The organism is Achromobacter sp. DH1f (assembly GCF_000633435.1).
GTDB lineage: Bacteria > Pseudomonadota > Gammaproteobacteria > Burkholderiales > Burkholderiaceae_B > Achromobacter > Achromobacter deleyi.
Window position 1 is genome coordinate 1 of record NZ_AYMF01000020.1, and the last position, 26,183, is coordinate 26,183.

The 26,183-nt window shown below is 66.1% G+C and carries 23 protein-coding genes and 1 tRNA gene; 11 read left to right on the forward strand and 13 right to left on the reverse strand.

Annotated elements, in window-relative coordinates:
• Window positions 1-219 precede the first annotated feature (219 nt).
• From U858_RS0117170 to U858_RS0117190, 5 genes are all read right to left on the reverse strand, one after another.
• Window positions 220-1,215 carry a tripartite tricarboxylate transporter substrate binding protein gene (locus tag U858_RS0117170; RefSeq protein WP_025138383.1) on the reverse strand — a complete coding sequence of 332 codons (996 nt, stop codon included), beginning with the start codon at window positions 1,213-1,215 and terminating at the stop codon, window positions 220-222.
• Between the two features lie 72 nt (window positions 1,216-1,287).
• A complete protein-coding gene (locus U858_RS0117175; protein ID WP_025138384.1) occupies window positions 1,288-2,340 on the reverse strand; it encodes an NAD(P)H-dependent glycerol-3-phosphate dehydrogenase in 1,053 nt (350 codons plus the stop codon).
• Window positions 2,341-2,358: 18 nt separating this feature from the next.
• On the reverse strand, window positions 2,359-2,898 hold the full coding sequence (secB, locus tag U858_RS0117180; protein WP_025138385.1) for a protein-export chaperone SecB: 540 nt from the start codon (window positions 2,896-2,898) through the stop codon (window positions 2,359-2,361).
• A gap of 57 nt (window positions 2,899-2,955) precedes the next feature.
• Window positions 2,956-3,213, reverse strand: coding sequence for a glutaredoxin 3 (gene grxC, locus U858_RS0117185; protein ID WP_025138386.1), 258 nt, complete (start codon window positions 3,211-3,213; stop codon window positions 2,956-2,958).
• A gap of 50 nt (window positions 3,214-3,263) precedes the next feature.
• Complete coding sequence (locus U858_RS0117190) at window positions 3,264-3,686, reverse strand: rhodanese-like domain-containing protein (RefSeq protein WP_025138387.1); 423 nt, start codon at window positions 3,684-3,686, stop codon at window positions 3,264-3,266.
• A 161-nt stretch (window positions 3,687-3,847) separates the two neighbouring features.
• Between U858_RS0117190 and gpmA the strand changes: the two genes are divergently transcribed.
• From gpmA to U858_RS0117225, 7 genes are all read left to right on the forward strand, one after another.
• A complete protein-coding gene (gpmA, locus tag U858_RS0117195) occupies window positions 3,848-4,600 on the forward strand; it encodes a 2,3-diphosphoglycerate-dependent phosphoglycerate mutase (RefSeq protein WP_025138388.1) in 753 nt (250 codons plus the stop codon).
• A gap of 5 nt (window positions 4,601-4,605) precedes the next feature.
• The gene (locus U858_RS0117200; protein WP_025138389.1) at window positions 4,606-6,210 is read left to right on the forward strand and encodes a peptidoglycan DD-metalloendopeptidase family protein; all 1,605 of its coding nucleotides are present in this window, start codon (window positions 4,606-4,608) and stop codon (window positions 6,208-6,210) included.
• Between the two features lie 72 nt (window positions 6,211-6,282).
• Entirely contained in the window at window positions 6,283-7,728 is a 1,446-nt protein-coding gene (locus U858_RS0117205; protein WP_025138390.1) for a S41 family peptidase, read from the forward strand.
• Window positions 7,725-8,480 carry a molybdopterin-synthase adenylyltransferase MoeB gene (locus U858_RS0117210; RefSeq protein ID WP_025138391.1) on the forward strand — a complete coding sequence of 252 codons (756 nt, stop codon included), beginning with the start codon at window positions 7,725-7,727 and terminating at the stop codon, window positions 8,478-8,480. The genes U858_RS0117205 and U858_RS0117210 overlap by 4 nt, the downstream gene beginning before the upstream one ends.
• Before the next feature lie 153 nt (window positions 8,481-8,633).
• Window positions 8,634-9,809 carry a GGDEF domain-containing protein gene (locus tag U858_RS0117215; RefSeq protein ID WP_029954002.1) on the forward strand — a complete coding sequence of 392 codons (1,176 nt, stop codon included), beginning with the start codon at window positions 8,634-8,636 and terminating at the stop codon, window positions 9,807-9,809.
• Window positions 9,810-9,947: 138 nt separating this feature from the next.
• Window positions 9,948-10,658 carry a FadR/GntR family transcriptional regulator gene (locus tag U858_RS0117220; protein WP_029954003.1) on the forward strand — a complete coding sequence of 237 codons (711 nt, stop codon included), beginning with the start codon at window positions 9,948-9,950 and terminating at the stop codon, window positions 10,656-10,658.
• A 5-nt stretch (window positions 10,659-10,663) separates the two neighbouring features.
• Window positions 10,664-12,076, forward strand: coding sequence for an FAD-binding oxidoreductase (locus U858_RS0117225; RefSeq protein WP_025138393.1), 1,413 nt, complete (start codon window positions 10,664-10,666; stop codon window positions 12,074-12,076).
• Window positions 12,077-13,055: 979 nt separating this feature from the next.
• Here U858_RS0117225 and thiC read toward each other — a convergent pair.
• Window positions 13,056-14,969 (reverse strand): phosphomethylpyrimidine synthase ThiC, encoded by a 1,914-nt coding sequence (thiC, locus tag U858_RS0117235; protein ID WP_025138395.1) that lies wholly within the window; start codon window positions 14,967-14,969, stop codon window positions 13,056-13,058.
• 409 nt (window positions 14,970-15,378) lie between these two features.
• Here thiC and U858_RS0117240 point away from each other — a divergent pair, with 409 nt between their 5' ends.
• On the forward strand, window positions 15,379-15,945 hold the full coding sequence (locus U858_RS0117240; protein WP_025138396.1) for a hypothetical protein: 567 nt from the start codon (window positions 15,379-15,381) through the stop codon (window positions 15,943-15,945).
• 72 nt (window positions 15,946-16,017) lie between these two features.
• Here U858_RS0117240 and U858_RS0117245 read toward each other — a convergent pair whose 3' ends face one another.
• On the reverse strand, window positions 16,018-16,473 hold the full coding sequence (locus U858_RS0117245; RefSeq protein ID WP_025138397.1) for a helix-turn-helix domain-containing protein: 456 nt from the start codon (window positions 16,471-16,473) through the stop codon (window positions 16,018-16,020).
• A 79-nt stretch (window positions 16,474-16,552) separates the two neighbouring features.
• Between U858_RS0117245 and U858_RS0117250 the strand changes: the two genes are divergently transcribed.
• A complete protein-coding gene (locus tag U858_RS0117250; RefSeq protein ID WP_025138398.1) occupies window positions 16,553-17,239 on the forward strand; it encodes a winged helix-turn-helix domain-containing protein in 687 nt (228 codons plus the stop codon).
• Window positions 17,240-17,345: 106 nt separating this feature from the next.
• On the opposite strand, the gene proB is transcribed toward U858_RS0117250, so the two are convergent.
• The 4 genes from proB to rplU form a co-directional block, all read right to left on the reverse strand.
• Entirely contained in the window at window positions 17,346-18,482 is a 1,137-nt protein-coding gene (proB, locus tag U858_RS0117255; RefSeq protein WP_025138399.1) for a glutamate 5-kinase, read from the reverse strand.
• Between the two features lie 55 nt (window positions 18,483-18,537).
• A complete protein-coding gene (gene obgE, locus U858_RS0117260; RefSeq protein WP_025138400.1) occupies window positions 18,538-19,674 on the reverse strand; it encodes a GTPase ObgE in 1,137 nt (378 codons plus the stop codon).
• A gap of 181 nt (window positions 19,675-19,855) precedes the next feature.
• Window positions 19,856-20,116 carry a 50S ribosomal protein L27 gene (rpmA, locus tag U858_RS0117265; protein ID WP_006216229.1) on the reverse strand — a complete coding sequence of 87 codons (261 nt, stop codon included), beginning with the start codon at window positions 20,114-20,116 and terminating at the stop codon, window positions 19,856-19,858.
• 35 nt (window positions 20,117-20,151) lie between these two features.
• Window positions 20,152-20,463 carry a 50S ribosomal protein L21 gene (gene rplU, locus U858_RS0117270; protein ID WP_025138401.1) on the reverse strand — a complete coding sequence of 104 codons (312 nt, stop codon included), beginning with the start codon at window positions 20,461-20,463 and terminating at the stop codon, window positions 20,152-20,154.
• A 513-nt stretch (window positions 20,464-20,976) separates the two neighbouring features.
• Between rplU and ispB the strand changes: the two genes are divergently transcribed.
• Entirely contained in the window at window positions 20,977-21,942 is a 966-nt protein-coding gene (ispB, locus tag U858_RS0117275) for an octaprenyl diphosphate synthase (protein WP_025138402.1), read from the forward strand.
• Between the two features lie 136 nt (window positions 21,943-22,078).
• Window positions 22,079-22,155: transfer RNA gene (locus U858_RS0117280), tRNA-Pro, on the forward strand.
• 117 nt (window positions 22,156-22,272) lie between these two features.
• Here U858_RS0117280 and U858_RS34300 read toward each other — a convergent pair.
• Together U858_RS34300 and U858_RS0117290 are read right to left on the reverse strand one after the other, a co-directional pair.
• Window positions 22,273-22,755 (reverse strand): hypothetical protein, encoded by a 483-nt coding sequence (locus tag U858_RS34300; RefSeq protein ID WP_025138403.1) that lies wholly within the window; start codon window positions 22,753-22,755, stop codon window positions 22,273-22,275.
• A 52-nt stretch (window positions 22,756-22,807) separates the two neighbouring features.
• Complete coding sequence (locus tag U858_RS0117290; protein ID WP_025138404.1) at window positions 22,808-26,089, reverse strand: DUF2339 domain-containing protein; 3,282 nt, start codon at window positions 26,087-26,089, stop codon at window positions 22,808-22,810.
• Window positions 26,090-26,183 lie beyond the last annotated feature (94 nt).

Sequence of the window (26,183 nt, forward strand, 5' to 3'; positions counted from 1 at the left end):
CGTCACGCGCTCTTGATGTGCTTTAGTCGCGGGCGCTGGGACGGTCAGTGTGCTTGGCATGCTAGCCAACATCGGAGGGGGTTGGCGGGGTGGGACGGTGCCCGCCTCGTGCCGGCCGCGCGGGCGGCCTTACGAGGCTTACGCGGTGTCTTGCGGGTGCCGATGCCGCTGCGCGCGGTTGGGGGCGGGTGATTGCGCGCAGGGGCGCCGGTTCTTTGCTTAGTCCAGCGACAGGTTCAGCTTTTGGATCACCTGGTCCCAGCGGGCCTTTTCGTCCTGGATGCGGACGGTCAGGGCTTCGGGGGTGGAGGGGGCGGGGGTGAAGTATTGCAGGGCCATCTGCTTGCGGACCGTGTCGCTGTTGATGATGCGGGTCAGTTCGCTGTTCAGGCGGTCGATGATGGGCATTGGAGTTTCGGCGGGGGCCAGGATGGCGTTCCAGGAGATGGCTTCGAAGTCGGGGTAGCCCTGGGCGGCCATGGTGGGGATGCCGGGCAGGGTGTCGCTGGGCTGCAGGCTGGTGACGGCCAGGACTTTGACTTTGCCGTCGCGGGTCTGGGGCATGGCGATGGCGGGGACCATGAAGCCGGCCTGGATGTCGCCGCCGATGATGGCGCTGATGACCTGCGGGAAGCCGGCGTAGGGGATGTGCGCCATGTCGATGCCGGCGCGTTCCTTGAACATTTCCATGGCCAGGTGGGCCGAGCTGCCGGGGCCGACGGAACCGTAGTTCAGCGAGCTGCCGTGTTCCTTGACCATCTTGACGAAGTCCTGGACGTTGTTGACGTTCTTCAGGTTGCCGGGCACGGCCAGCACGTTGGGGCTGGTGCCGACCAGGGTCACGGGGGCCAGGTCATTGAGGGGGTCGTAGCCCAGAGTCTTTTTGTAGAGCGTGGGGGCGGTGACCAGGGGGCCGTTGATGGTGTAGAGCAGGGTATAGCCGTCGGGCTTGGCCTGGGTGACGATGCGGGTGCCGATGTTGCCGCCGGCGCCGGGCTTGTTGTCGATGACGATGGGTTGTCCCAGTGCCTGGGCCAGCGGTTCCGAGATCGTGCGCGCGAGGATGTCGGGCGACGAGCCGGGCGGGAACGGGACCACCATGTGAATGGGGCGTTCGGGCCAATCGGCGTGGGCGGCGGCGGGTAGGATGGCCGCGAGGCCAAGGCAAAGGCCGCGCAGCAGGGGGCCGACCCGGAATTTGCGGGTTTGCGTCATGAAGGATGTCTCCTGGGGTGTCGTGCGTCGTGTTGTTCTTGGACGGGAAGGGGGCCGGGCAGCGGGCGGGAATCAGCCGCCGCCGTCGCTTTGTTCGTCACGGGCGTTGCGCGCCAGCAGGGCGGACACCGCGGTCATGGGGGCCACGCCGTCGAACAGCACGGCGCAGACGGCCTCGGTGATCGGTAGCTCGACGTTGATGGCGCGGGCGCGTTCCAGGGCGGCGCGGGCGCAGCGCACGCCCTCGGCGGTGATGCCGCTGGCGAGGATGTCGGCCAATTTGCGGCCGGCGCCGATTTCCAGGCCGACGCGGCGATTGCGCGAGAGTTCGCCCGTGGCGGTCAGCACCAGGTCGCCCAGGCCAGTGAGGCCGGCGAAGGTTTCGGCTTGTGCGCCCAGCGCGACGCCGAAGCGGGTCATTTCGGCCAGGCCGCGGGTGATGAGGGCGGCGCGGGCGTTGGTGCCCAAGGCGAGGCCGTCGCCGATGCCACAGGCCACGGCGATGACGTTCTTGAGGGCGCCGCCGACTTCCACGCCGACCAGGTCGCTGCTGGCGTAGACGCGCAGCGCGGCGCCGTGAAAGGCCTGGGTGGTGGCGGCGCGCAGCGCGGCACTGTCGCTGGCGACGGTGAGGGCCACGGGCAGCCCTTGGGCGACCTCGCGGGCGAAGGATGGGCCGGACAGGGCGCCGCCGACGGCGCCGGGCAGGGCTTCGCGGATGATTTCGTGGGGCAGCCTGGCCGTGTCGGCTTCGAAGCCTTTGCACGTCCAGACGATGGGGGTGTCTTGCAGGCCCAGGGCGGGCAGGCGGCGCGAGAGTTCAGCGCAGGTGGCGGCCAGGCCGGCCACGGGTACGCCCAGCACGATCAAGGGGGTGGCGCCGGCTTGCTGCAGGCGGTGCAGCGTGGCGTCCAGGTCGGAAGAAATGTCCAGCGACTGGGGCAGGGCGATGCCGGGCAGGTAGCGCGCGTTTTCGCGGCGAGCGGCCATGTCGGCGGCTTGCGCGGGATTGCGGGCCCACAGTACGGTGGGGTGGCGGCGGCTTGCGGCCGCCGCCAGCGCGGTGCCCCAGCTACCCGCGCCCAGGACGGCGACGCGCAGGCTGGGCGGATTGGGCAGGTTCATGGGGTGCCGCGGCGTGCCTTACTGGCGGGTGGCGCTGGCGGGCAGGATGATGCCCGAGTCGCTGCCATTGCCGTTGCCGTTGGCGCCGCTTTGCTGCTGCTGCAGTTCGGCCAGGCGTTGTTCGTACAGGGCCTGGAAGTTGACTTCCGTCAGGTGCAGCGGCGGCATCGAGGTGCGGGTGATCGCATCGGCGATGTTGGCGCGCAGGTACGGGTACAGCATGGTCGGGCAAACGATGCCCAGCAGCGGGTCGAGCTGCTCTTCGGGGATGTTGGCGGCTTCGAAGATGCCGGCCTGCGTGCCTTCGACCAGGTACACGACCTTGTCGTTGACGCGGGTGGTGACGGTGACGGTGACCGTGGTTTCGAACACGGTTTCGGCCAGGCGCTGGCCGCCCACGGTGATGCTCACTTCAACCTGGGGCGCTTCTTGCTCCAGGAAGACGTGGGGCGCATTCGGCATTTCCAGCGAAAGGTCTTTCAGGTAGACGCGTTGCAGATTGAACGAGGGCGCGTCGTTGCCGCCTTCTTGCTGGGTGTTTTGGTCTTGATCAGCCATGAGTGTTTCCGTTGGTGGGAGGGGGCAAAAAGGGGCGATGGGCCAGGGCCGGGGCGCTTAGCCGTTGAGCAGGGGGGCAAGGCCGCCCGAGCGGTCCAGGGCCATCAGGTCGTCGCAACCGCCGACATGGGTATCGCCGATGAAGATCTGCGGCACGGTGCGCCGGCCGGTGCGTTCGATCATGAGATCGCGCTGGCCGGGTTCCCGGTCGATCTGGATGATTTCCAGGTCGGTCACGCCGCGCTGCTCCAGCAGCGCCTTGGCGCGGGCGCAATAGGGACAATAGTCCTTGCTGTACATGACAACTTTATTCATAGGCGCTCCAGGCGGATTCTATCGGTAAGGTGGGGGCGCGGCGCGCGGGTTCAACCCTTCTGGGTGACCGGCAGGCTGGCGGCCAGCCAGGCGCGCATGCCGCCTTCCAGCGGCACCACGTCGGCAAAGCCCTGGGCGCGCAGCTTGGTGGCGGCGCGGGCCGAATCGCGGCCATTGTCGCAAACCACGACCAGCGGCTTGTTCTTGGGCAGCGAAGCGATCTTTTGTTCCAGGTCGGCGACCGGCAGGCTGCGGGCCTGGGCGATGTGGCCGGCCTGGAATTGTTCGGCGGGGCGCACGTCGACCCAGACGGCCTGGCGCTGGTTGACCATCTGGATGGCTTCCGTGGTGCTCACGGCCGAGCCGGTACGGCCCTTGCGCAGGGCCGGAATGGCCAGCATGACGCCCGAAACGAGGGTTACGGCGACAATGAAGATGTTGTTTTTATCGAGCAAGAATTGCAGAAGGTCCACGGGGCATCCTGAAGTGCGGCGTCTAGCCTGGTAAAGGCGAACCCTGAAGCGCCGCGCCGGGAAATCGACGGGTGCGCCGGGGCAAAATCAAGGGCAAAATCGCTCAATTATAAAATGAGCGCATTCCCTCACTTTAACCCGCGTTACAAGCGTGCCAAACCATGCATAAACTTGTCCTCATGCGCCACGGCGAAAGCCAGTGGAATCTTGAAAATCGTTTCACCGGCTGGACCGACGTCGACCTGACCGACACGGGCCGCGAACAGGCCCGCAAGGCGGGCGAATTGCTCAAGAAAGAAGGCTATACCTTCGACCTGGCCTATTCGTCGGTGCTCAAGCGCGCCATCCGCACCCTGTGGATCGCCCTGGACGCCATGGACGCCATGTACACCCCCGTGGGCGTGAACTGGCGCCTGAACGAACGCCACTACGGCGCCCTGCAAGGCCTGAACAAGGCCGAAACCGCCGCCAAGTACGGCGACGAGCAGGTGCTGATCTGGCGCCGTGCCTACGCCATTGCGCCCAACCCGCTGTCGCTGGACGACGAACGCCACCCCCGTTTCGACAGCCGTTACGCCAAGATTCCGGCCGACCAACTGCCGGCCACCGAGTGCCTGAAAGACACCGTGGAACGCGTGCTGCCATTCTGGAACGATTCCATCGCTCCCGCCATCCGGGCCGGCCGCAAGGTCCTGATCGCCGCCCACGGCAACAGCCTGCGCGCCCTGATCAAGCACCTGGACAACGTCTCGGACGACGACATCGTCAACCTGAACATCCCCACCGGGCAGCCGCTGGTGTATGAACTGGATGATGACCTGCGTCCCATCCGCCACTATTATCTGGGCGACGCCGCCGAGATCGAGGCGGCCATGGCCGCGGTCGCGGCCCAAGGCAAGGCTAAGAAGGACTGATATCCATGGTGCGCATGGCGGGGTTGTTGTTGGCGGTCATGCTGGCCGGCGGAGCGCTGTCGGCGCGCGCCGCGCCCAACGACCTCGCCGGTCGCCAGTCCGAGGCTGAAAAACAGCAGGCCCAGCTGCGCGACCGCATCGATAACCTGCAAAAGGATATCGACACGCGCGAGGCGGCCCGCAAAGAGGCCGCCGACGCGCTGAAACAGTCCGAATCTGCAATTTCCAAGATCAATCTGCGCCTGAAGGAACTGGCTGACGCCAACCGCCAGGCCACGGCGGACCTGTCCAGCCTGGAAAAGCAGATCTCCGCGCAACAGACCGTGCTGGCCAAGCGCCGCGTGGAACTGGCCGACCAGTTGCGCACCCAATACACCAGCGGCCTGTCGCCCTGGACCGCGCTGCTGTCAGGCGACGATCCCCAGGTGCTGGGCCGCAACCTCGGCTATCTCGACTACGTGTCGCAGGCCCGCGCCCGCGCCGTCGACGCGCTGCGTGCCGATATCGACCGGCTGGCCGCCTTGCAGGGCCGGGCCGACGCCCGCCGTGCCGAGATCGAAAAAGGCGTGGCCGAGACCTCCGAACAAAAGACCGCGCTGGTGGGCCAGCAAAAGGCCCGCGCCACCTTGCTGGCGCAACTGGAAGGGCAGATCGCCGCCCAGCGCGCCGAAGCCAACAAGCTGGGGCGCGATGACCAGCGCCTGTCGCGCCTGATCACCGATCTGGACGCGGCCATCGTCAAGCAGGCCGAAGAGGCCCGCAAAGCGGAAGAAGCGCGGCGCCGTGCCGAAGAAGTGCGCCGCGCCGAGGAAGCCCGCCGCGCCGAAGAGGCCCGCAAAAAGGCCGAAGCCGACCGCCGCGCGGACGAAGCCCGCAAGAAGGCCGAGGCTGACCGCAAGCTGGCCGCCGACAAGGCCGCGGCCGACAATGCCCGGCGCGACCGCACCGCTCGCGAGGCCCGCGAAGCCGCCGAGGCGCGCGAGCAGGTCGAAGCCGCATCGCGGCAGTCCCGCGGCCCCGTCGCCGTGGCCGACCCCGATGCCGCCGGCTTGCGCCCAGCTGAACAGCGCCAGACGCGCCTGACCGGCCCGGCCGAGGCGCCGCCTCCGGTAAAACCCGCGGAACCCCCCAAAAAGGCGGAACCAGTTCCAGAGGAAGCCGCTCCAACCCGTAGTGCATCCACCCAGCCGACTCAGCGTGCGGCGCCGCCTGTGGGCAGTGGCAACGGCTTGCGTCACGGACTGGCCGCGCCGGTGCGGGGGCAGGTGCAGGGTCGTTTCGGGGTCGATCGCCCGGACGGCGGTGTCTGGCGGGGCGTGGTGTTGCGCGCGGCCGAAGGCACGCCCGTCAAGGTGGTGGCCCCCGGCACGGTGGTCTACGCCGATTGGCTGCGGGGTTTCGGCAACCTCATCATTGTGGATCATGGGCAGCAATACCTGACCGTCTATGCTTACAACCAAAGCCTGCTCAAACGGGTGGGCGATTCCGTCGCGGCAGGGGATACTATTGCTACGGTCGGCGCGACCGGCGGCCAAGTGGAATCCGGCCTATACTTTGAAATTCGCCATCGTGGCGCTCCTGTGGATCCGGCCCAGTGGCTGGCGCAGTAAAGCAGTAAAGGGGCTGGTACAGCCAAACCCTCGCCAAACCCTCATCGGCGAAAACAAATTCGGGAAGTGTGCATGAGCACTCGCAAGTTTCGCGGTTTCGGTCTGATTGCCATCGGTGCGGTGGCAGGTGTCTTGCTCAGCGTGGGCGTGACGGCTGTCGCCCAGCGCGGTAGCCCGCTGCCGCTGGACGAACTCAGGCAACTGAGCAACGTCTTTGCCGCGATCAAGAACAACTACGTCGAATCCGTCGACGACAAGACCCTGATCGACAATGCCATCTCGGGCATGGTGTCGAACCTGGACCCGCACTCCGCCTACCTGGACGCCGACGCATTCCGTGAAATGCAGACGGCCACGCAAGGCGAATTCGGCGGCCTGGGCATCGAGGTCGGCGCCGAAGACGGCTTCGTCAAGGTCATCTCGCCCATCGAAGACACGCCCGCCGCGCGCGCAGGCGTCATGGCCGGTGACCTGATCATCAAGATCGACGACACACCCACCAAGGGCATGTCGCTGAACGACGCCGTCAAGCTCATGCGCGGCGCGCCCAAGTCGCCCATCACGCTGACCATCATGCGCGCTGACCGGCCCCAGCCGATCGTGCTCAAGATCGTTCGCGACATCATCAAGGTGCGCAGCGTGCGCAGCAAGATGCTGGACAACAACGTGGCCTACGTGCGCATCGCCCAGTTCCAGGAAAAGACGGGCGTCGACCTGGCCAGGCAGCTCAAGGACCTTGGTGCCAAGGAAGCCCCCAAGGGCCTGGTGCTGGACCTGCGCAATGACCCGGGCGGCCTCTTGACCAGCGCCATCGGCGTGTCCGGCGCGTTCCTGCCGTCCGATGCCCTGGTGGTCTCGACCGATGGCCGTACGCCGGATGCCCGCCACAAGTACCTGGCGGTCCCGTCGGAATACGCCCGTGGCGAAAGCAACTACCTGTCGGGCCTGCCGGCCTGGACCAAGACCGTGCCGATGGTGGTGCTGGTCAACGTCGGTTCGGCCTCGGCCTCGGAAATCGTGGCGGGCGCGCTGCAAGACCACAAGCGCGCCAAGGTACTGGGCAACCGTACCTTCGGCAAGGGCTCGGTGCAGGTGATCCTGCCGCTGTCCGAAACCACCGCGGTCAAGCTCACCACGTCGCGTTACTTCACGCCCAGCGGCCGTTCGATCCAGGCGACCGGCATCGAACCCGACTACGTCGTGGCCGATACCGCCGATGGCGATCTGTTCCGCCTGCCGCGCGAAGCCGACCTGCAACGCCACCTGTCCAACCCGGGCACGTCCAACGAAGTGAAGTCCAATTCCGACCAGGACAACGTCGACGTTCCGACGAAGGTGTTCGAATTCGGCGGCAAGGACGACTTCCAGCTGCAGCAGGCGCTGAACGTGCTGGCCGGCAAACCGGTGCAGAAGGGCACGGCCCGCGCCCAGGCCAAGGCGGATGCCAAGCCTGGCACGGGCAACACCCAGCGCATGAAGATCACGCCGACCGGAGTCGAGCCCAGCAAGGACAAATGAACGACGAGCAACTGCTGCGCTACGCCCGCCACATCCTGCTCGACGAGCTGGGTATCGAAGGGCAGGAAAAGCTGCTGGCGGCGCGTGTGCTTATCGTAGGGGCGGGCGGACTGGGTTCGCCTGCCGCGCTCTACCTGGCCACGGCCGGCGTCGGCGACATCACGCTGGCTGACGACGACGTCGTCGAGCTCAGCAACCTGCAGCGCCAGATCCTCCACACCACGGCCAGCGTCGGCCGGCCCAAGGCCGAATCGGGCCGCGACATGCTGGCCGCGTTCAACCCCCAGGCCCGCGTGCATGCCCGCGTCGAGCGCCTGCAGGGCCAGGCCCTGTCCGACGCGGTGGCGCAGGCAGACCTGGTGCTGGACTGCACCGACAATTTCACCACCCGCCACGCCATCAACCGTGCCTGCGTGCAGCATCGCAAGCCGCTGGTGTCGGGCGCGGCCATCCGTTTCGACGGCCAGGTCAGCGTGTACGACCTGCGCGACGACAACGCGCCTTGCTATCACTGCCTGTTCCCCGAAGCCGACGACGTCGAAGAGGCCAATTGCGCCACGATGGGCGTGTTTGCGCCCGTGGTGGGCATCATCGGCAGCATGCAGGCCGCCGAGGCCCTGAAGCTGCTGTCCGGTGTGGGCGAGAGCCTGTCCGGGCGCTTGCTGTGGCTGGACGTGCGCACAATGCAATGGCGCAGCGTCAATGTGCAGCGTGATCCGGAATGCGCCGTCTGCGGCCATCGCGGACATTGAGCGGGGTGGGACGCGGGTATTCCGTCCCCCTAAAATCCGGAAGGCATTGCCCTTGCGGACAATATTAAAGGTTTGAAATACCTGCTATAACGCCAGCCAGCCTATCGCATATGGACGGGCAGCTTTGGACGTGACGGTGTGGAAACAGCAGGATTGAGCTTCAGCCTGCCCAAGTGGCGGCTGACCCGTTGGTTGACGCATTCCGGGCAAGATACTCCCGCGGATATCCGCGCCGCGTTGATCGCCAGCCTGTTCGGCACCCTGCCCATCTTTGCCGGCGGTGTCATCAATACCCTGATGATCTCCGGCGTCGTGACCTGGCGGCGCCCCGAGCCGCTCTACATCTCGTGGCTGGTCCTGGAAATCGTGCTGGCCCTGGTGCGCGTCACGATCCTGCGATCGGCCCTGCGCAACGCCGCGCGCGGCGGCAATACCCACACCGACATTTACATCCTGCTGGCCTTGCTGTGGGCGTTCAGCGTGGGCTACGGGGTGTTCATCACGTTCCTGAACCACGACTGGCTGGCGGCCACGCTGGCCGGGGTGTCCTGCGGCGCCATGGCCGGGGGCATCTGCTTTCGCAATTACGGCGCGCCGCGGCTGGTTGCCGCGATGATCTTCCTGAGCCTGGGCCCGATGTGCCTGGGCGCGCTGTTCGCCGGTGAAATCGTCACGGCGATCGTCTTCATTCAGATCCCGTTCTACCTGGTCAGCATGAGCATCGCGTCGCAGCGGCTGCGGCGCATCCTGGTGTCCACCATGCTGGCCGAGCGCGAGAACGAGCGCCGCGCCAGCCTGGACGCCCTGACCGGGCTGGCCAATCGCGCCGGGCTGGAAGCCGCGCTGGAACGCATCTGCACCAGCGCGCGCGAACACGACAGCGCGGCTGCGCTGTTCTACATGGACATGGATGACTTCAAGATCATCAACGACACGCACGGCCATGCGGCCGGCGACCATGTGCTGAAAACCATCGCGCAGCGCATGCGCGCCATGCTGCGGGTGGACGACGTGGCTGCCCGCATCGGCGGCGACGAATTCATCGTGCTGGCCACCGGCATCGATGCAACCGCCGCGCTGCGCCTGGGCAACCACCTGCTGCGCGATGCCACGCAGCCCATCACCCTGGCCGACGGCACACGCGTCAGCGTGGGGCTGTCCATCGGCATCTCCCTTATTTCCGGTGCCAACCGCAAAGCCCAATCGGTGCTGGATTCGGCGGATGCGGCGCTGTATCGCGCCAAGGCCCGGGGCGGCCGCCGCTGCGCCGTGGCGGGGGCACCGGAGCTGGAAGAGGCCGAGGCCGGCGGGGCTGCCGCCGCCGCGTGAGGGCAGCGGCGCACGGGCCCGCCCCTGGCAGCGGCATGCGGCGAGCCACATCCGTCGCGGTGGGTCGACAAACCGGGTGACCCAGTCTCTTCAAAGTTATCAGATAACCTGAAAAGTCTGCGATATACTGACGGCGCCATGCTGACCAAGACCCTTACCCTGACCGAACAGGTTGCCCGCCAGATTGCCGACGACATCGCCCAGGGCGTCTACCCCGTGGGCGCCAAGCTGCCGCCGGGCCGGGTGCTGGCCGAGCAATACGGCGTGAGCGCCGCGGTCATTCGAGAAGTCACCGAGCGCCTGCGCGCCCAGGGCCTGATCCAGAGCCGCCAGGGTTCCGGCAGCGTCGTGCTGTCGCGCACGGGCGCGCAAGGCTTTTTGGTGCCGGCCGACATCGCGGTCAGCCGTGAGCAACTGGCCAACGTCTACGAATTGCGCATGGAACTGGAAGGCGGCGCCGCGGCCCTGGCCGCGCAGCGTCGCACCCCCGCCGACCTGGACGCCATGGCCCGCGCGCTGGTCGACCTGGAACGCGACCTGGATCATCCCGATCACAGTGTGGAACACGACATCGCGTTCCACCTGGCCATCGCGACTGCCACGCACAACCCGTTCTACCAAGACTTGCTGCAATACCTGAACCTGCAACTGCGCCTGGCCGTCAGCACCGCGCGTTCGAACAGCCGGCGCCAGGAAGGCATGACCCACGCGGTGCACCAGGAACATGTGGCCGTGTTCGACGCGATCCGTGCGGGCGACGCCGACGGCGCACGCGCCATGGCGGTGCGCCACCTGCGCCAGGCCGCCGGCCGCCTGCAACTGGATTCCCTCTTTCCCGTTTCTCCATAGACATCATGAGCTCAACCGATATTGCACAGCGCCTGGTCCAGGCCCTGGGTTCCGATACCGTCTACACCGCCGAGGCCGACATCGCCCCGTGGCTGTCCGACTGGCGCGGCCTGTACAACGGCCACGCACAGGCGGTGGTCCGCCCGCGCACGACGGCCGAAGTCTCGACCTGCCTGGCGATCTGCAATGAGGCCGGCGTACCGGTGGTGCCGCGCGGCGGCAATACGGGCCTGTGCGGTGGCGCCACGCCGGATGCGGCGCCGGTGAATGTGGTGCTCAGCCTGGATCGCATGAATGCGGTCCGGTCGATCGACACGGTGGCCAATACGATGGTGGCCGAAGCCGGCTGCATCCTGGGCAACCTGCGCCGCGCCGCGCAAGACGCCAACCGCCTGCTGCCGCTGAGCCTGGCCGCGGAAGACTCAAGCCAGATCGGCGGCAACGTCGCCACCAATGCCGGCGGCGTGAATGTGGTGCGCTACGGGATGGCGCGCGAGCTGGTGCTGGGCCTGGAAGCGGTGCTGCCCAACGGCGAGGTCTTCAACGGCCTGCGCACGCTGCGCAAGGACAACACGGGCTACGACCTGAAGCAGCTGCTGATCGGTTCGGAAGGCACGCTGGGCGTGATTACGGCAGTGGCGCTGCGCCTGTTCCCGCGCACGGACGTGCGTTCGGTGGTGCTGGCGGCAGTAGAGTCGCCGGCCCAGGCATTGCAGCTGTTCGAGATCCTGTTCGAGCAATGCGGCGCGCGCCTGCAAGCCTTCGAGTATTTCTCGGGCGACTGCCTGGACCTGGTGCTGACGCACGCGGCAGGCGTCCAGGAACCGTTCGACCAACGTTACCCGGCCTATGTGCTGGTGGAATTGGCGGACACGGCAGACGAGGCTGCGCTGACGGCGTTGCTTGAAAACGTGATCGGCACGGCGCTGGAACGCGGCCTGTGCCTGGACGCGGCGGTGTCGGCATCGCTGGCACAACTGCAAGCGCTATGGAAACTTCGCGAGGAAATCTCGGAAGCCCAACGCGCAGACGGCCCCCACCTGAAGCACGATGTGTCGTTGCCGATCGAAAGCATCCCGGACTTCATGGCATCGGCCGAAGCCCGCATCCGCGCGCTCTACCCGGACCTGCGCCCGTTCATCTTCGGCCATTTCGGCGACGGCAACCTGCACTACAACCTGTCCAGGCCGGCGGGTGCAGACAAGGGCTGGGTGGCGGAGCACGGGGCGGCGATTACGGACGCGGTGCTGGATGAGGTGAACCGGTACGGGGGAAGCATCAGTGCGGAACACGGGATCGGGCAGTTGAAGCGGGATCATTTCTTGCATAGCAAGGATGCGTTGGAGTTGCGGGTGATGCGGGAGATCAAGCGGGTGTTGGATCCTAAGGGGATCATGAATCCTGGGAAGCTGCTTTAACGCTTGGCGTTTTAGGTTGGGGATTGCTTCGTCGATTGTGCGGTGTTTCGTCGGTCGCTCGGTGCTTCGTAGGTCGCCCTGTGCTTCGTAGGTCGCCCGTCGCTGGGGTGGCTTGCGGAGTGGGCGCACACGATTGCGGTCCGGCGCGCCGGCGCCGGACTTCCCCTTCGTCATCCTCGTCCGCCTTCGGCTCCCTACGGATTCCCTCGGGCGCATCGAGGTTGCCCACTCCGCAAGCCACCCCCGCGACGGGCTACGGTTTTCGAGGTTTGTCGCGCTGCTAGACCTGTATACAGGGAATGAGATCTACAGGGTCGCCAAGCCGCGGCCGCGCGGGCGGCCACGTTTGGCATTCGTGTTGCTGACAGTGTTGCGGTTGCGCTTCGCGCTGGTGGGGAGTGGTTTTCTAGTGGGTCCGCATTTCTTGGGGAGGGGCGGTGATGGGCGGCGCGAGCGGGCACTGGCTTGCGCATGTTGACTGTCTCGCGCGCCGCCCATCGGGCGCTGCACATTGATGTGGAACGCAGCGGCATCCGCGCCGATAGAAGATCGGTGGGAAGGCGGCGTCAATTCAGCTGTGGATTAAAAGATGTGATGCCTCGCAAGCGCGAGAGCGGCATCGGTGCACGCAAGACACGGCGTAAGCCTCGTAAGGCCGCCCGCGCGGCCGGCACGAGGCGGGCACCGTCCCACCCCGCCACCCCCCCTCCGATGTTGGCTAGCATGCCAAGCACACTGACCGCCCCAGAGGCCGCGACTAAGGCACATCAAGAGCGCGTGACGGGGCAGGCGGGGTGAGGGCGGGGCGTGTAGATGCGCCCGAGGGAATCCGTAGGGAGCCGAAGGCGTACGAGGATGACGAAGGGGCAGTCCGGAGCGAAGGCTCCGGACCGCAATCGTAGCCCCGCCCTCACCCCGCCTGCCCCGTCACGCGCGGCTCAAGAACTCAACCGCGCGCACTTCAAAAAACACCAAACAATCACTGCCGATGATAAACCTCGGCCCCTTTCTTAACGAACTCGACTGATTTTTCCTGCATTCCCTTTTGCAGCGCATCCTTCTCGCTGACGCCCTGGGCAGCCGCGTAATCACGGACGTCCTGCGTGATCTTCATGCTGCAGAAGTGCGGGCCGCACATCGAGCAGAAGTGGGCCACCTTCATCGAGTCCTTGGGCAGCGTTTCGTCGTGGAACTCCTTGGCCGTGTCCGGGTCCAGGCCCAGATTGAACTGGTCGTCCCAGCGGAACTCGAAACGTGCCTTGGACAGCGCGTTGTCGCGGATCGCGGCGCCCGGGTGGCCCTTGGCCAGGTCCGCGGCGTGGGCGGCGATCTTGTACGTGATGATGCCGTCCTTCACGTCCTTCTTGTTCGGCAGGCCCAGGTGTTCCTTGGGCGTCACATAACAGAGCATGGCCGTGCCGTACCAGCCGATCAGCGCCGCGCCGATGCCCGACGTGATGTGGTCGTAGCCGGGGGCGATGTCGGTCGTCAGGGGGCCCAGCGTGTAGAACGGCGCCTCGTGGCAGTGTTCCAGCTGCAGCTCCATGTTTTCCTTGATCATCTGCATCGGCACGTGGCCGGGGCCTTCGATCATCACCTGCACGTCGTGCTTCCAGGCCACTTGCGTCAGTTCGCCCAGCGTCTTCAGTTCGGCGAATTGGGCTTCGTCGTTCGCGTCGTAGCCCGAACCCGGGCGCAGGCCGTCGCCCAGCGAGAAGCTGACGTCGTAGGCCTTCATGATTTCGCAGATTTCCTCGAAGCGCTCGTAGAGGAAGCTTTCCTTGTGGTGCGCCAGACACCACTTGGCCATGATCGAACCGCCGCGCGAAACGATGCCGGTCATGCGGTCGGCCGTCATCGGGATGAAGGGCAGGCGCACGCCTGCGTGGATCGTGAAGTAGTCCACGCCTTGCTCGGCTTGCTCGATCAGCGTGTCGCGGAAGATCTCCCAGGTCAGTTCTTCGGCCTTGCCGTCGACCTTTTCCAGCGCCTGGTAGATCGGCACCGTGCCGATCGGCACCGGCGAGTTGCGGATGATCCATTCGCGGGTTTCGTGGATGTGCTTGCCGGTGGACAGGTCCATCACGGTGTCGCCGCCCCAGCGGATCGCCCAGGTCATCTTCTCGACTTCTTCGCCGATGCCGGAGCTGACGGCCGAGTTGCCGATGTTGGCGTTGATCTTCACCAGGAAGTTGCGGCCGATGGCCATCGGTTCGACTTCGGGGTGGTTGATGTTCGCGGGGATGATCGCGCGGCCGCGGGCGATTTCGTCGCGCACGAATTCCGGGGTGATCGCGGCGGGGATGGCGGCGCCGAACGATTGGCCGGGGTGCTGGCGCAAGAGGCGCTTGACCATCTTTTCGCCGTCCGGGCCGCTGTCGCGCAGCGTTTGCAGGTAGTGCTCGCGGCGCAGGCTTTCGCGGATCGCCACGTATTCCATTTCCGGCGTGATGATGCCGCGGCGGGCGTAGTGCATCTGCGAGACGTTGGCGCCGGCCACCGCGCGGCGGGGCGGGCGTTGCAGGTCAAAGCGCATGGCCGTCAGCTTGGGATCGGTCAGGCGTTCCTTGCCGTAGTCGCTGGTGGGGCCCGACAGCACTTCCGTGTCGCCGCGCTCTTCGATCCAGGCGCGGCGCAGTTCGGGCAGGCCGCGGCGGATGTCGATCTTGGCGTCCGGGTCGGTGTAGGGACCGCTGCAATCGTAGACGGTCAGCGGCGGATTCTTTTCGCCGCCGAACATGGTGGGGGTGTCGTCTTGCTCGATCTCGCGGAAGGGTACGCGGATGTCGGGGCGGGAACCGACTTCGTAGACCCGGCGGGATTTGGGCAAGGGGGCGACCGCGGCCGCGTCGACTTCGGCGGTGGCGGCCAGGAATTTGGGATTGGCGTTCATGGAAAGCTCCAAGCGAATGGTTTGGAGCCGATCGGGAATGGACTCCCGCCATGCGTGGCATGGCGGGAATACGGCTCCCAGCATCGGCATTATCCGTACTGGTACGAAGGGACTCTCTCAACACGTCGGGCCGCAATGGCGCGACGAGTACCCCTGCGCGAAAGCGAAGTATAGAGCCTGCCAGGGCGGGAGGCGAATGCGGGGTGATGCTGCATCGCAGTAACGCGGGCGGCCGGCGGCGGGCAGCAGCAGGCGCATGTGGGGCGATTCCGTGTCATGGCGCTGGCGGTAGTACCGGTTTACATTTGGAATCAGACTGCGGAGACACTGCCATACATGTTCTGTACACTTTTTCCCGTCAGCCGGGGGTCAGTCCTTCGGCTCCAGTCCACTTAAGAAGGAATCGAGCATGCAACTGACCCTACGCAAATTGGCGCCTGCACTGGTCGTCATGACCCTTGCGCTTGCAGGTTGCAAGACCGCCCCGACCAAACCCGGCGCCGCCGCCACGCCCGACACGGCGGGCCAGCAGCAGCCTTCCGGCCAGCAGCCGGCTACCGCTTCGATCGTCGAGTTCTACGTGGCACAGGCCCAGCCGGGCGCCGGCCTGGTCGAACTGAGCCTGCCGGATGGCAAGATCTACCTGCAGCAGCAGCCGGCACTGACCCGTGCAGACCTGACCGAAGCCGCCGCCCTGGTCGACCGTCAAGGCGGCAACTTCGTCGGCCTGCGCTTCTCGGAAGCCGGCGCTCGCAAGCTCAACGAAATCAGCAGCCAGAACGTCGGCAACATGCTGGCCTTGGTCATCGACCGCGAGCTGATCGCCGCGCCGAAGATCGGCGAACCCCTGAACCGTGGCGTGCTGGCCTTCGGCGTGCCGTCGGCCCAAGCCGCGTCCGACATCGCTGCCAAGATCCGTGGCGAAAATGCCCCGGCACCTGGTGCTGCGCCGGCTCCGGCGCCCGCCAAGCCCTGATCGGACCCACGCGCAAGAAACCCGGCCATGGCCGGGTTTTTTTTGTCCTGCTGCGAGGGGGGCTGGCCGGATTCAGCCGGCCTTGCGTCCACGGGGCTTCACGCCGCGACGCGCTTGCGCCATTTCAATGAAGGTCTGCGTCAGGGCTTCGAGCATGGCTCGGTCGTCAGGCGTCAGCGTATCGAACTGCGCCGGCGCAATATTGGGAAACGGCCATGGCGCCTGCGGGCGTGGACGGCGGCCGGCAGGGCGTGGCAGCGATTCGGATACGCCGCTGGTGGGCGGCAGCGTATCGGTGAGATCGTAGCCTTCCATGGGAAGCTCCATGGGGCCTTTGCCGGTTTCGAGCCATTCGAGCTCGACCTTCAGGACTTGCGCCAGTTTGCGCAGCGAGCGGCTGGAATGCCGCAACCCGCTTTCATAGCTGCCAATCGCGCTTTGCGAGAGGCGCGCCAGGCGTGCGACGGTCTTCTGCGTGTGGCCACGCAAGAGACGAGCATGCTTCAGTCGGTCTGAAAATGTTTTCACGCGTCGATTGAAGCTTGCGCCGTAGGCACTTTGGTAGCTATAAATATTACTTACGTGATAAGTTCGGGGAGACGATCGCATGCAGGAAATAGGTCACGTCCTCGTCGTGCAACGTGATGGAATGGCGTGCAATAACTTCGTGCATACCTTACGCCAATTTCATTGGCGGGTCAGCCTGTGCGAGTCGCCCGACGATCTGCGGGCGCGGCTGCGTCACCAGTCCGCTGATGCCGTGGTGCTGTTCGGTATCGGGCAAGATCTGCCAGCATTGATCCTGGCGCTGCGCGTTGCAGCGCCTGCGACCGCGGTGGTCTGGCAGCCGCTTTCTGATTGCCCACAAGCGCGTATCGCCGCACTGGATGCCGGTGCGCATGCGTGCGTGCCTGCCAACGCCACGAATGAAGAATGGGACGCCGTTCTGCGCAACCTGATCCGGGGTACGCGTCCTGCACCCGTTGGACGGGCGCAGTGGCGTGTCGATGCATTGGGCCGCATGCTGGCCGGGCCGGACGGCGAACGCCTGCCCTTGACGCACACCGAGCGTGCTTTTTTTGTCAGCTTGCTGGGCGCGCCGGGGCAATGCCTGCACCGTGAAGGGTTCTTTCCCGACGCGGCGCGGGATCCCCAGGACGGCGCGCGGCGCGTGGATGTCCTGGTATCGCGCCTGCGCGCCAAGGCGCGGCGGCGCAATTTCGAATTGCCGGTGCTGGCGGTGCGCGGGTGGGGATACATGCTGCTGCCACAGGGCGGGGCAGAGCCGGGCTAGAAACCGGCCGTCAGGCGGGTGCCGCCAGAAGCCAGCAAGGGAACGCGTTCAGGGCCGGCAGGAAGATGACGGCAGGCTGGCGTATGCCAGCCTGCGCAGTGGCTTGCTAGAGCACCACCAGGTTGTCGCGGTGCATGAGCTCGGGGTCGGTCATGCTGCCCAGGATGCGGGCGATCTGCGACGAGGGCTGGCGCAAGATGCGGCGAGTGTCCGCCGACGAATAATTGATCAGGCCGCGGGCGCACTCGCGGCCCTGGCTGTCGACGCAGGCGACGACGTCGCCGCGGCCGAATTCGCCTTCGACCTCGACCACGCCGATCGGCAAGAGGCTCTTGCCTTCGCGCAGCAGGGCTTGCACGGCGCCGTCGTCCAGCACCACGCGGCCGCGCAGCCGCAGGTGGTCGGCCAGCCATTGCTTGCGCGCAGACCACACCGGCAGCACGGCGCGTAATTCGCTGCCGATGCATTCGCCTTGCGCCAGGCGGGTCAGCACATTGGGTTCGCGGCCCGAGGCGATGATGGTGTGCGCGCCGCTGTGTGCGGCGCGCTTGGCGGCCAGCACCTTGGTCAGCATGCCGCCGGTGCCGATGCCGCTGCCGGCGCCGCCCGCCATGGCTTCCAGCGATGCATCGCCGGCCTGCGCATGCGCCATGAACTTGGCATCGGGATTCTTGCGGGGGTCCGAGTCGTACAGGCCGCGCTGGTCCGTCAGGATGATCAGCGTGTCGGCTTCGATCAGGTTGGTGACCAGGGCGCCCAGCGTGTCGTTGTCGCCCAGGCGGATTTCGTCGGTGACGACCGTGTCGTTCTCGTTGACGATGGGCACCACGCCCAGGCGCAGCAGCGCGAAGATGGTGCTGCGCGCGTTCAGGTAGCGGTGGCGGTCGGCCAGGTCTTCGTGGGTCAGCAGAATCTGCGCGGTGCGCAGGCCGTATTCGGCGAAGGCGGCTTCATAGGCCTGGCACAGGCCCATCTGGCCCACGGCGGCGGCGGCTTGAAGCTCGTGCATGACCGACGGGCGCTTGCGCCAGCCCAGCCGCGCCATGCCCTCGGCGATGGCGCCGCTGGAAACCAGCACGATCTGCTTGCCCTGCTTGTGCAGGGAAGCGATCTGCGCGGCCCAGTGGGCGACGGCGGCGCGGTCCAGGCCGCGGCCTTCGTTGGTGACCAGCGACGAGCCGACTTTGGCGACCAGGCGCTGGGCGTGGGTGACGACGGAAACGGCGGGTGATTCAGCAGACATGTTGGGGCCCGGCTGCGGCGAGAAAAGACGTAATCGGAAGGACTGCGATTATGGCTTATTCGTCACCGCCACGCGGCGCGGCGGGCTTGTCGGCGTCGGAACGCTTGTCGTCGAAGCGGGGGTCCGGTGCCACGTAGGTGCCGTCGGCCTGGTCTTGCGACACGTGTTCCTTTTCGCGCTCGGCGTCCAGGTAGTCTTGCAGCGCGTACAGCATGTCCTGCGTGCCTTCGCCCGTCAGCCCGGAAATGGCGAACACGGGGCCCGTCCATTTGTAGAGCTCGAGGAAGCGGCGCTTGGTGTCTTCGGGATCGGGCACCATGTCCAGCTTGTTCAGGATCAGCCAGCGCGGCTTGTCGGCCAGTTCCGGATCGTAGCGGCGCAGTTCTTCGACGATGGCGCGGGCGTCATTGACGGCCTGCTCGACGGGATCGGCGTCCGGATCGGGGGTGGACACGTCCACCAGGTGCAGCAGCACGCGGGTGCGCGCCAGGTGGCGCAGGAACAGGTGGCCCAGGCCCGCGCCTTCGGAGGCGCCTTCGATCAGGCCGGGAATGTCGGCCACGACGAAGCTGCGCGACGGCGAGGTGCGCACGACGCCCAGGTTGGGATGCAGGGTGGTGAAGGGGTAGTCCGCGATCTTCGGCTTGGCATTCGAGATGCGCGTGATCAGCGTGGACTTGCCGGCGTTGGGCAGGCCCAGCAGGCCCACGTCCGCCAGCACCTTCAGTTCCATGCGCAGGTAGCGGTGCTCGCCTTCCTTGCCGGGCGTCCACTGACGCGGCGCGCGGTTCAGGCTGGACTTGAAGTGGATGTTGCCCATGCCGCCCTGGCCGCCTGCCGCGAGCACGACTTTCTGCTCGTGTGTGTTCAGGTCGAACAGGACTTCGCCGGTTTCGGCGTCATGGATGATGGTGCCAACGGGCACGCGCAGCGTGATGTCCGGAGCGGCCGCGCCGTATTGGTCCGAGCCGCGGCCGTTTTCACCGCCCTTGGCGCGGTGCAGGCGTGCGTAGCGGAAGTCGATCAGCGTGTTGATGTTGCGGTCGGCGACCGCGTAGATCGTACCGCCGCGTCCGCCGTCGCCGCCGTCCGGGCCGCCTTTGGGGATGAATTTTTCGCGGCGAAAGCTCGCCACGCCATTGCCGCCTTTGCCGGCGACGACTTCAATGGTGGCTTCGTCTACGAATTTCATGATGTCTGCGCGTGTATGAATGTAGAGGCTGCGCCGCGATGGCGCTGGCCTGGAAGGAAAAAAGCCCTGCCGCGTGCGACAGGGCTTTTGCCGTTCTGGCGTGGGGCAGATCGCCGGGGCGACCTTGCCGTTTGCCGGATCGTGCTGCGTCCGCCGCGAGGGCCGCGGACGCGATTGCCGATTACTCGGCGGCGACGATCGAAACGGTTTGCTTGTTCAACGCGCCCTTGAAGCCGAATTGAACCTTGCCGTCGATCAGCGCGAACAGGGTGTGGTCCTTGCCCATGCCGACGTTCACGCCAGCGTGGAAACGGGTACCGCGCTGACGCACGATGATCGAACCAGCGGGAATCAGTTCACCGCCGAAAGCCTTGACGCCCAGACGCTTCGATTCTGAGTCGCGTCCGTTTCGCGTAGAGCCGCCGCCCTTTTTCTGTGCCATTTTTAGCTCCTGCTAATGTGGTACCGAGTCGCTTCTTAAGCCGTGATGGCTTCGATGCGGATTTCGGTGTAGTTCTGACGGTGGCCCTGACGCTTCTGATAGTGCTTGCGACGGCGCATCTTGAAGATCTTGACCTTGTCGTGGCGGCCTTGCGCAAGAACCGTTGCCTTGATCACGGCGCCCGAGACGAGGGGCGTGCCAACTTTCAGTTGGTCGCCTTCGCCCACGGACAGCACTTGATCCAGGGTGATTTCTTGCCCAATGTCTGCCGGTATCTGTTCTATCTTGAGTTTTTCGCCAATGGCAACACGGTACTGCTTGCCACCGGTTTTTACGACCGCGTACATGGGGTATTCCTTAAATAGGTAAATGGGCTTATTCGCAGCCGGCCCTGCTGGGCTGGCGGTACTTGCTATAGAGAGATTGCCGGGCCAGGATGTTCTGGCTGGCTGATGCCGGGCGGGGGCTTCGCGCAGATTCTGCGGTGCAGAATTTGCGTGGGGCCGCCAGGCATTTCGCTAAGCGCGTAGTGCGTAATTCACCGACGTAATTCGGCCATCACTGACCGAATCCGGGATATTAGCGTGGGGCTGGGGAAAAGTCAAAAAGCGCTTGCAGGGTAAGGGCTTAGGTGTCGCGTGGGCGCCGCGGACAGGCCAGGGTGGCGTTAAATAACGGGGTCTGATCATGGGCCCGCCAGCGCTGGGCGCTGTGCCGTCCGGCCCCTGGGCGCGGGGGCGACGAGGCCCGGCTACGGTTCGTGACACCCCGTATAATCGCTGGTCGAATCCCCCTGCCATCCCGGCGGGCCCAGCGGTAAGAGCTGTTACACACGGCTCGTTTCACACTCCGGATACGTCTTGAATCTCCCCGCGCTCATTGCCCCCATAGCTGACGATATGAAAGCCGTCGATGCGGTTATCCGCGAGCGGCTGAATTCCGAGGTGGTGCTGATCCGTACGATCGGCGATTACATCATTGGGGCGGGCGGCAAGCGCATGCGCCCGGCGATGGTGCTGATGGTGGCGCGCGCCCTGGGCTATGAAGGGACGCATCACCAGCTGCTGGCCGCCGTGGTGGAATTCATCCATACCGCGACGCTGCTGCACGACGACGTAGTCGACGAATCCGACCTGCGCCGTGGCCGCGACACCGCCAACGCAGTGTTCGGCAACGCCGCCAGCGTGCTGGTGGGCGACTATCTCTATTCCCGCTCGTTCGAGATGATGGTCGAGGCCGACTCGATGCGCATCATGAGCATCCTGTCCGAGGCCACCACGGTGATCGCCGAGGGCGAGGTGCTGCAGCTCTTGAACGTGCACGACCCGGACGTGTCGCAGGAACGCTACCTGCAGGTGGTGCGCTACAAGACCGCCAAGCTGTTCGAGGCCGCCGCCCAGGTTGGCGCCGTGCTGGCCGGCGCCACGCCGGAGCAGGAAGCCGCCGCGGCCGCCTACGGCCGCCACGTGGGCACGGCCTTCCAGTTGGTGGACGACGTGCTGGACTACAGCGGCGACGCCACCGCGCTGGGTAAGAACGTGGGCGACGATCTGCGCGAGGGCAAGCCCACGCTGCCGCTGATCCGCGTGATGGAAGTGGGTACGCCCGAACAGCAGCAACTGATCCGCGACGCCATCAAGACGGGCGACGCCGACTTCGCCGCCGTGGCCGCCGCCATCCAGGCCACCGATGCGCTGGACCACGCCCGCCAGGCCGCCGTGGCCGAGGCGGATCGGGCCCGCGAAGCCCTGTCGAACTACCCCGTTTCCCCTTTTCTAAATTCTCTGTTAGAATTCTGCGCTTTCGCGGTGAATAGAGATCGCTAACCGAAAGGCAGCGAAATAAGTTCACCAAAACCCAAGGATCTTGGAACCCCCAAGCCCTTTGGTGGAAAGCGAAAAATGATTTGGTTGCACTGAGCGCAGCGAAGTCAGTAGTCGAAAGACTAGATGTAGTAAGACTCGGGGCGTAGCTCAGCCTGGTAGAGTACTGCGTTCGGGACGCAGGAGTCGGAGGTTCGAATCCTCTCGCCCCGACCACTTGATGTGGTCGAATTCTTGAAAGTGTTTCCCGACACTTTTAGCTGAAAGCCGGTATCGCGAAAGCGGGCCGGCTTTTTTGCGTCTGCGCGCTTTCATCGCGGTATCGCCCTGACATCACCTCAGAATCAACGTATAGCGGCGCATCGGGGCTTCGAAGAAGGCGTAGCCGATTTCGTTGACCCGGGCGCGCAGCACGATTGTTTTGGTTTCCATTGCAACGTCCTGGCCGTCGTCGGCCTGGATCGTGGCTTCGATGCAGTCGCCGGGGTGGTAGCCGGAGGTTTTGACGATCAGGTTCAGGTCGACGTAGTGGTCGACTTCGTCGGTGGTGACGCGGGCGTTGTAGGGGCCTTGGGTCCAGTAGATGTCGTCGACCTTGCCGCCGCTTCTGCGGGTGGTGACGGGGCAGGCGGGGGACGCGGCGAGAATGCGGATGGGCGTCAGGGATTCGCCTGGCGCCGGGAGTGGCGGGTCCGACGGCGGTTGTCCTGCCGCAATGGCCTGGGACGCAAAGAGCGTGATGGCCATGAGCAGGGCACAGCGCAACGTCGACGGCACGCGCCGCGTGGCGGGCGATGGCGGGCGGGATGATTTCATGACGGCGTGTTCATGATGCTGACCTGACGATGCTGGCTTCATGATGCCGGCCTCATGGCGAACCGCCAGCTTGGACACCGCCCGCCGCGTCGGCGCGCTTGGGCGGCAGCGGAGCGAAGTAGCCGACGACGAGCAGCAAGGCGCCTACGCCGATGAACGAGACGATGCGTGCCAGGCCGCCGCTGTTGCTCAGTTCCACGAAGACCAGCTTGGCGACGACCACCGCGATCAGTGTGGCGCCGGCCAGCCAGACGGTGCGGCGATGGCGCAGGTGGCCGCCGATCATCAGGCCCAGGGCAATCAGGGTCCAGACGAGCGACAGGCTGGCCTGCACCAGCATGGATTCGAGCAAGGCGGTCAGTTCGTACGGTACGCCTGCCCAATGGTGGGCCGTGCGCATCACGACGGCGGTCAAGAACGCGAACAACGACACGCCGGCAATGGCGTCGAGGTTGATGGCTTGGGACGCGAAAGACCCCTTGATGCCCTTGGGATTCAGCGACAGGGCGGCCTGGCCCTGCGCGCTGCGTGACCACCTGACCACGCCGAACAGGGCGAACAGCAAACCGATATCCAGCGGGTTGAGCAGCGGTATGTAAGGCAGCGGCGCGGCGTCGCCCGCGCTGGCGATATTGGCCAGCCAGAACCAGCCCAGCGTCAGCGCGGCGAGCGGCAGTGGGGCAAGCCGTCGATATTCGCGCGCATGGGTGGATACGGGCCATGGCCAGGCGCGTGGCGAGGCTATCAGTACCAGGTACAGGCTGGGCAGGATGGCCCAGCCGAGCCAGCGCCACGCGCTGCCCGGCGGGGATACCAACACCAGGCCATACCGCAGTTCCAGCGTCAGCACACCGATCAACAGCCAGCAGCCCAGGACATGGGCGGCGCAGGCCGCCCATGTCGGCAAGCGCGCGGCCAGCAGGCGTTGCGACAGGAAGTGCACGCTGAACACCGCGGCCCACGCCAGCCAGCCAAGGTTTGCCGCGGGGTGGCTGTGCGGCTGCCAGGTCAGGAGCAATACCAGGGCCGCTGCCGGCATGAGCGCGCAGCACAGCGCGCCCAGCGCGGGCCAGTCCAGGCGACGCGCCAGCCCGGTCCACAGCGCCACGCTCAAGGCGGCGGCGCCCAGCCATAGCGTGGCGATGAGTTCTGTGGGGGCCAAGCGCAGCACTTCGTTGGCCAGCGCCAGGGTCCACCACGCGGCGCCCCAGGCGAGCAGCGAGACGGACAGGCGGGGCAGATCCGGCAAGGCGAGTGAACGGGCTTGATGGGCCGCATGCAGGCACCAGGCGCCGATCATGGCGGTGAGCGCCAGGGTCATCGGCATCCAGAACAGGCCATTGATGATGGGTTGCAGCGCGGCGTTGCCGGGGGGGCCTGGCAGATAGGGCGAGGACGCCATCGCGGCCGCGGACGCGCCGCCGACGATGCCCAGCCATTGCAAGAGAAACAGCAGGCCGCCCAGGCCCTGCACGGCCAGGGCGGTGAAGACGAACGTGCGCGACGGCAAACGCAGGCCGACGAGCAAGGTGGCCAGCCCGGCCAGCGCCCAGCTGATGGTGGTGCCCTGGTACGAGAAGAACAAGGGCGCCAGCAGATACAGGAAGACCAGGCCGGCGCATGCCAGCAGCGGCAGGATCGGCTTTTCCCAGGCGTGCGTCTGCGTGGGCGGCGTGGTGCGCAGCAGGTTGAAGCTGCACAGCAGCGCCGCACCCAGCATCAGGGCGCCCAGCCACGAACCGTGGATCAGGCTGGCGCTGCCGGCATCCAGTTCGCTCATGAATGCCAGCGCCGAGCCCAGTTGCAAGAGCAAGGCGAAGGCGCGCGCGATGGGGCGGGGCTGGCGCAGGCCCAGCCAATAGACGCCGGCCCCTTCCACCGCCCAGGCGGCGGCGGTCCAGTTGGCGTCCAGCGCCAGGGGGATGGCCAGGCTGGCGAAAATCAGCCCCAGCACCAGGCACGCCTCGGCCAGCAACGCGCCACGGCCGCCGCGCAGAAAGCGGGCAAGGCTCATGTAGAGAATGCCAAGCACCAGCGCGCTGAAGGCCGTTGCGTATTCCAGATGCTGCACCAGCGCCACCTGCAGGCCAAAGCCGACCAGCGGCGGGCCGAACAGCAGCGTGCCGTCGACATAGTCGTTCTTGTGGGCGGCCCAGTGCGAGCGGGCCTGTTGGCTGCCGTCAGCGGGCGCTGCGGGAAGGTCGCGCAGTTTCCGGCGGGCGAACAGCAGGCCGATGGCCAGGTACATCACGAAAAAGAGGATCAGGAACGGTTCGGTGCTCCATAGCAGTGGCGGCGTGTAGGACCGCAGGCCCCAGGTCAGGCCGATGCTGAAGGTGCCGGCAAAGCCGATCACGTTCAGCATGCGCCAGGCCTTGAACCAGGCGATGGCCAGGATGCCCGCGTTCAGGATGGCGAAGTAGCTGAACAGGGCGATGTGGCTGCCATCGCCGGTAGAGGTCAGGATGGGGGCGGCAAAGCCCCCCAGGGCGGCGGCGCAGGCCAGGGGCAGGGAGTCTTGCCGGACCGCCAGGAGCGCCGAGAACACCGTCACTGCTACCAGCAGGCCGAAGGCCGTTGCCGGGCCGAGCAGGGGATGCAGGCGCATGGCCGCGAAGACGGTCAGGTACAGCACGGCGATGCCGGTGCCCTGCAGCATCAAGGCGTACTGCCGGTTGCGGGGGCGCAGCCACCCGCCCAGGCCCAGCAGCACCAGGGCCGCTGCCGCGACGCCGGCATAGCGCAGTTCGATCGGCACCACCATGCCTTCGGTGGCGTAGCGCAGCAGGAAGGCCAGGCCGAAGAACAGCAGCACGGCGCCCACGCGCAGCACGGAATTGCCGCCCAGCAGCCAGTCGCGCGCATGGTCGTAGGCTTTTTCCGCCAGGCTGGGGCGGCGCGGCTCGTTGACGGGCGGGCGTGCGGGGATCGGTTCGGGGGGTAGCGTTGGCGGCGCTTGCGTCGCGGGGGCGGTCATCAGCGGTTCGGCCGATGCGGGTTGAATGTCGGCAGGGGGCGCGGTGAATCGGTGCGGGGCATGCTTGTCGCGCGGCGCCGTTCTAGGTTCGGGCGCAGCAACCGGATCCAATTCAAGGTCTGACGCGGGGACGGCGCTGCGGTCATCCAGCTGGGCCAGGCGCTGCTGGACGGCTTCCAGGGCCGCTAGGGTCTGCTTTTGCGCGATGTCCTGCCGTGCCACCTGCGCTTTCAACTGCCGAAGCGCCAAGGCCTGGCCGATGATCAAGCCGAATAGTCCGCCGGCGATGATTGCCTCGTTGGACCCGTCCAGTTCCAGGCCGAGGCCCATCCCCGCCAGCATCAGTATGAATTGCACGATCGGTTTCCCCGAAGCGCCCGTTTGTGGCCTTCGAGAGAGCATATAGAAATTGATCGCTTTTATGTGTCACTAATTCTTTTGGGCCGGGCTG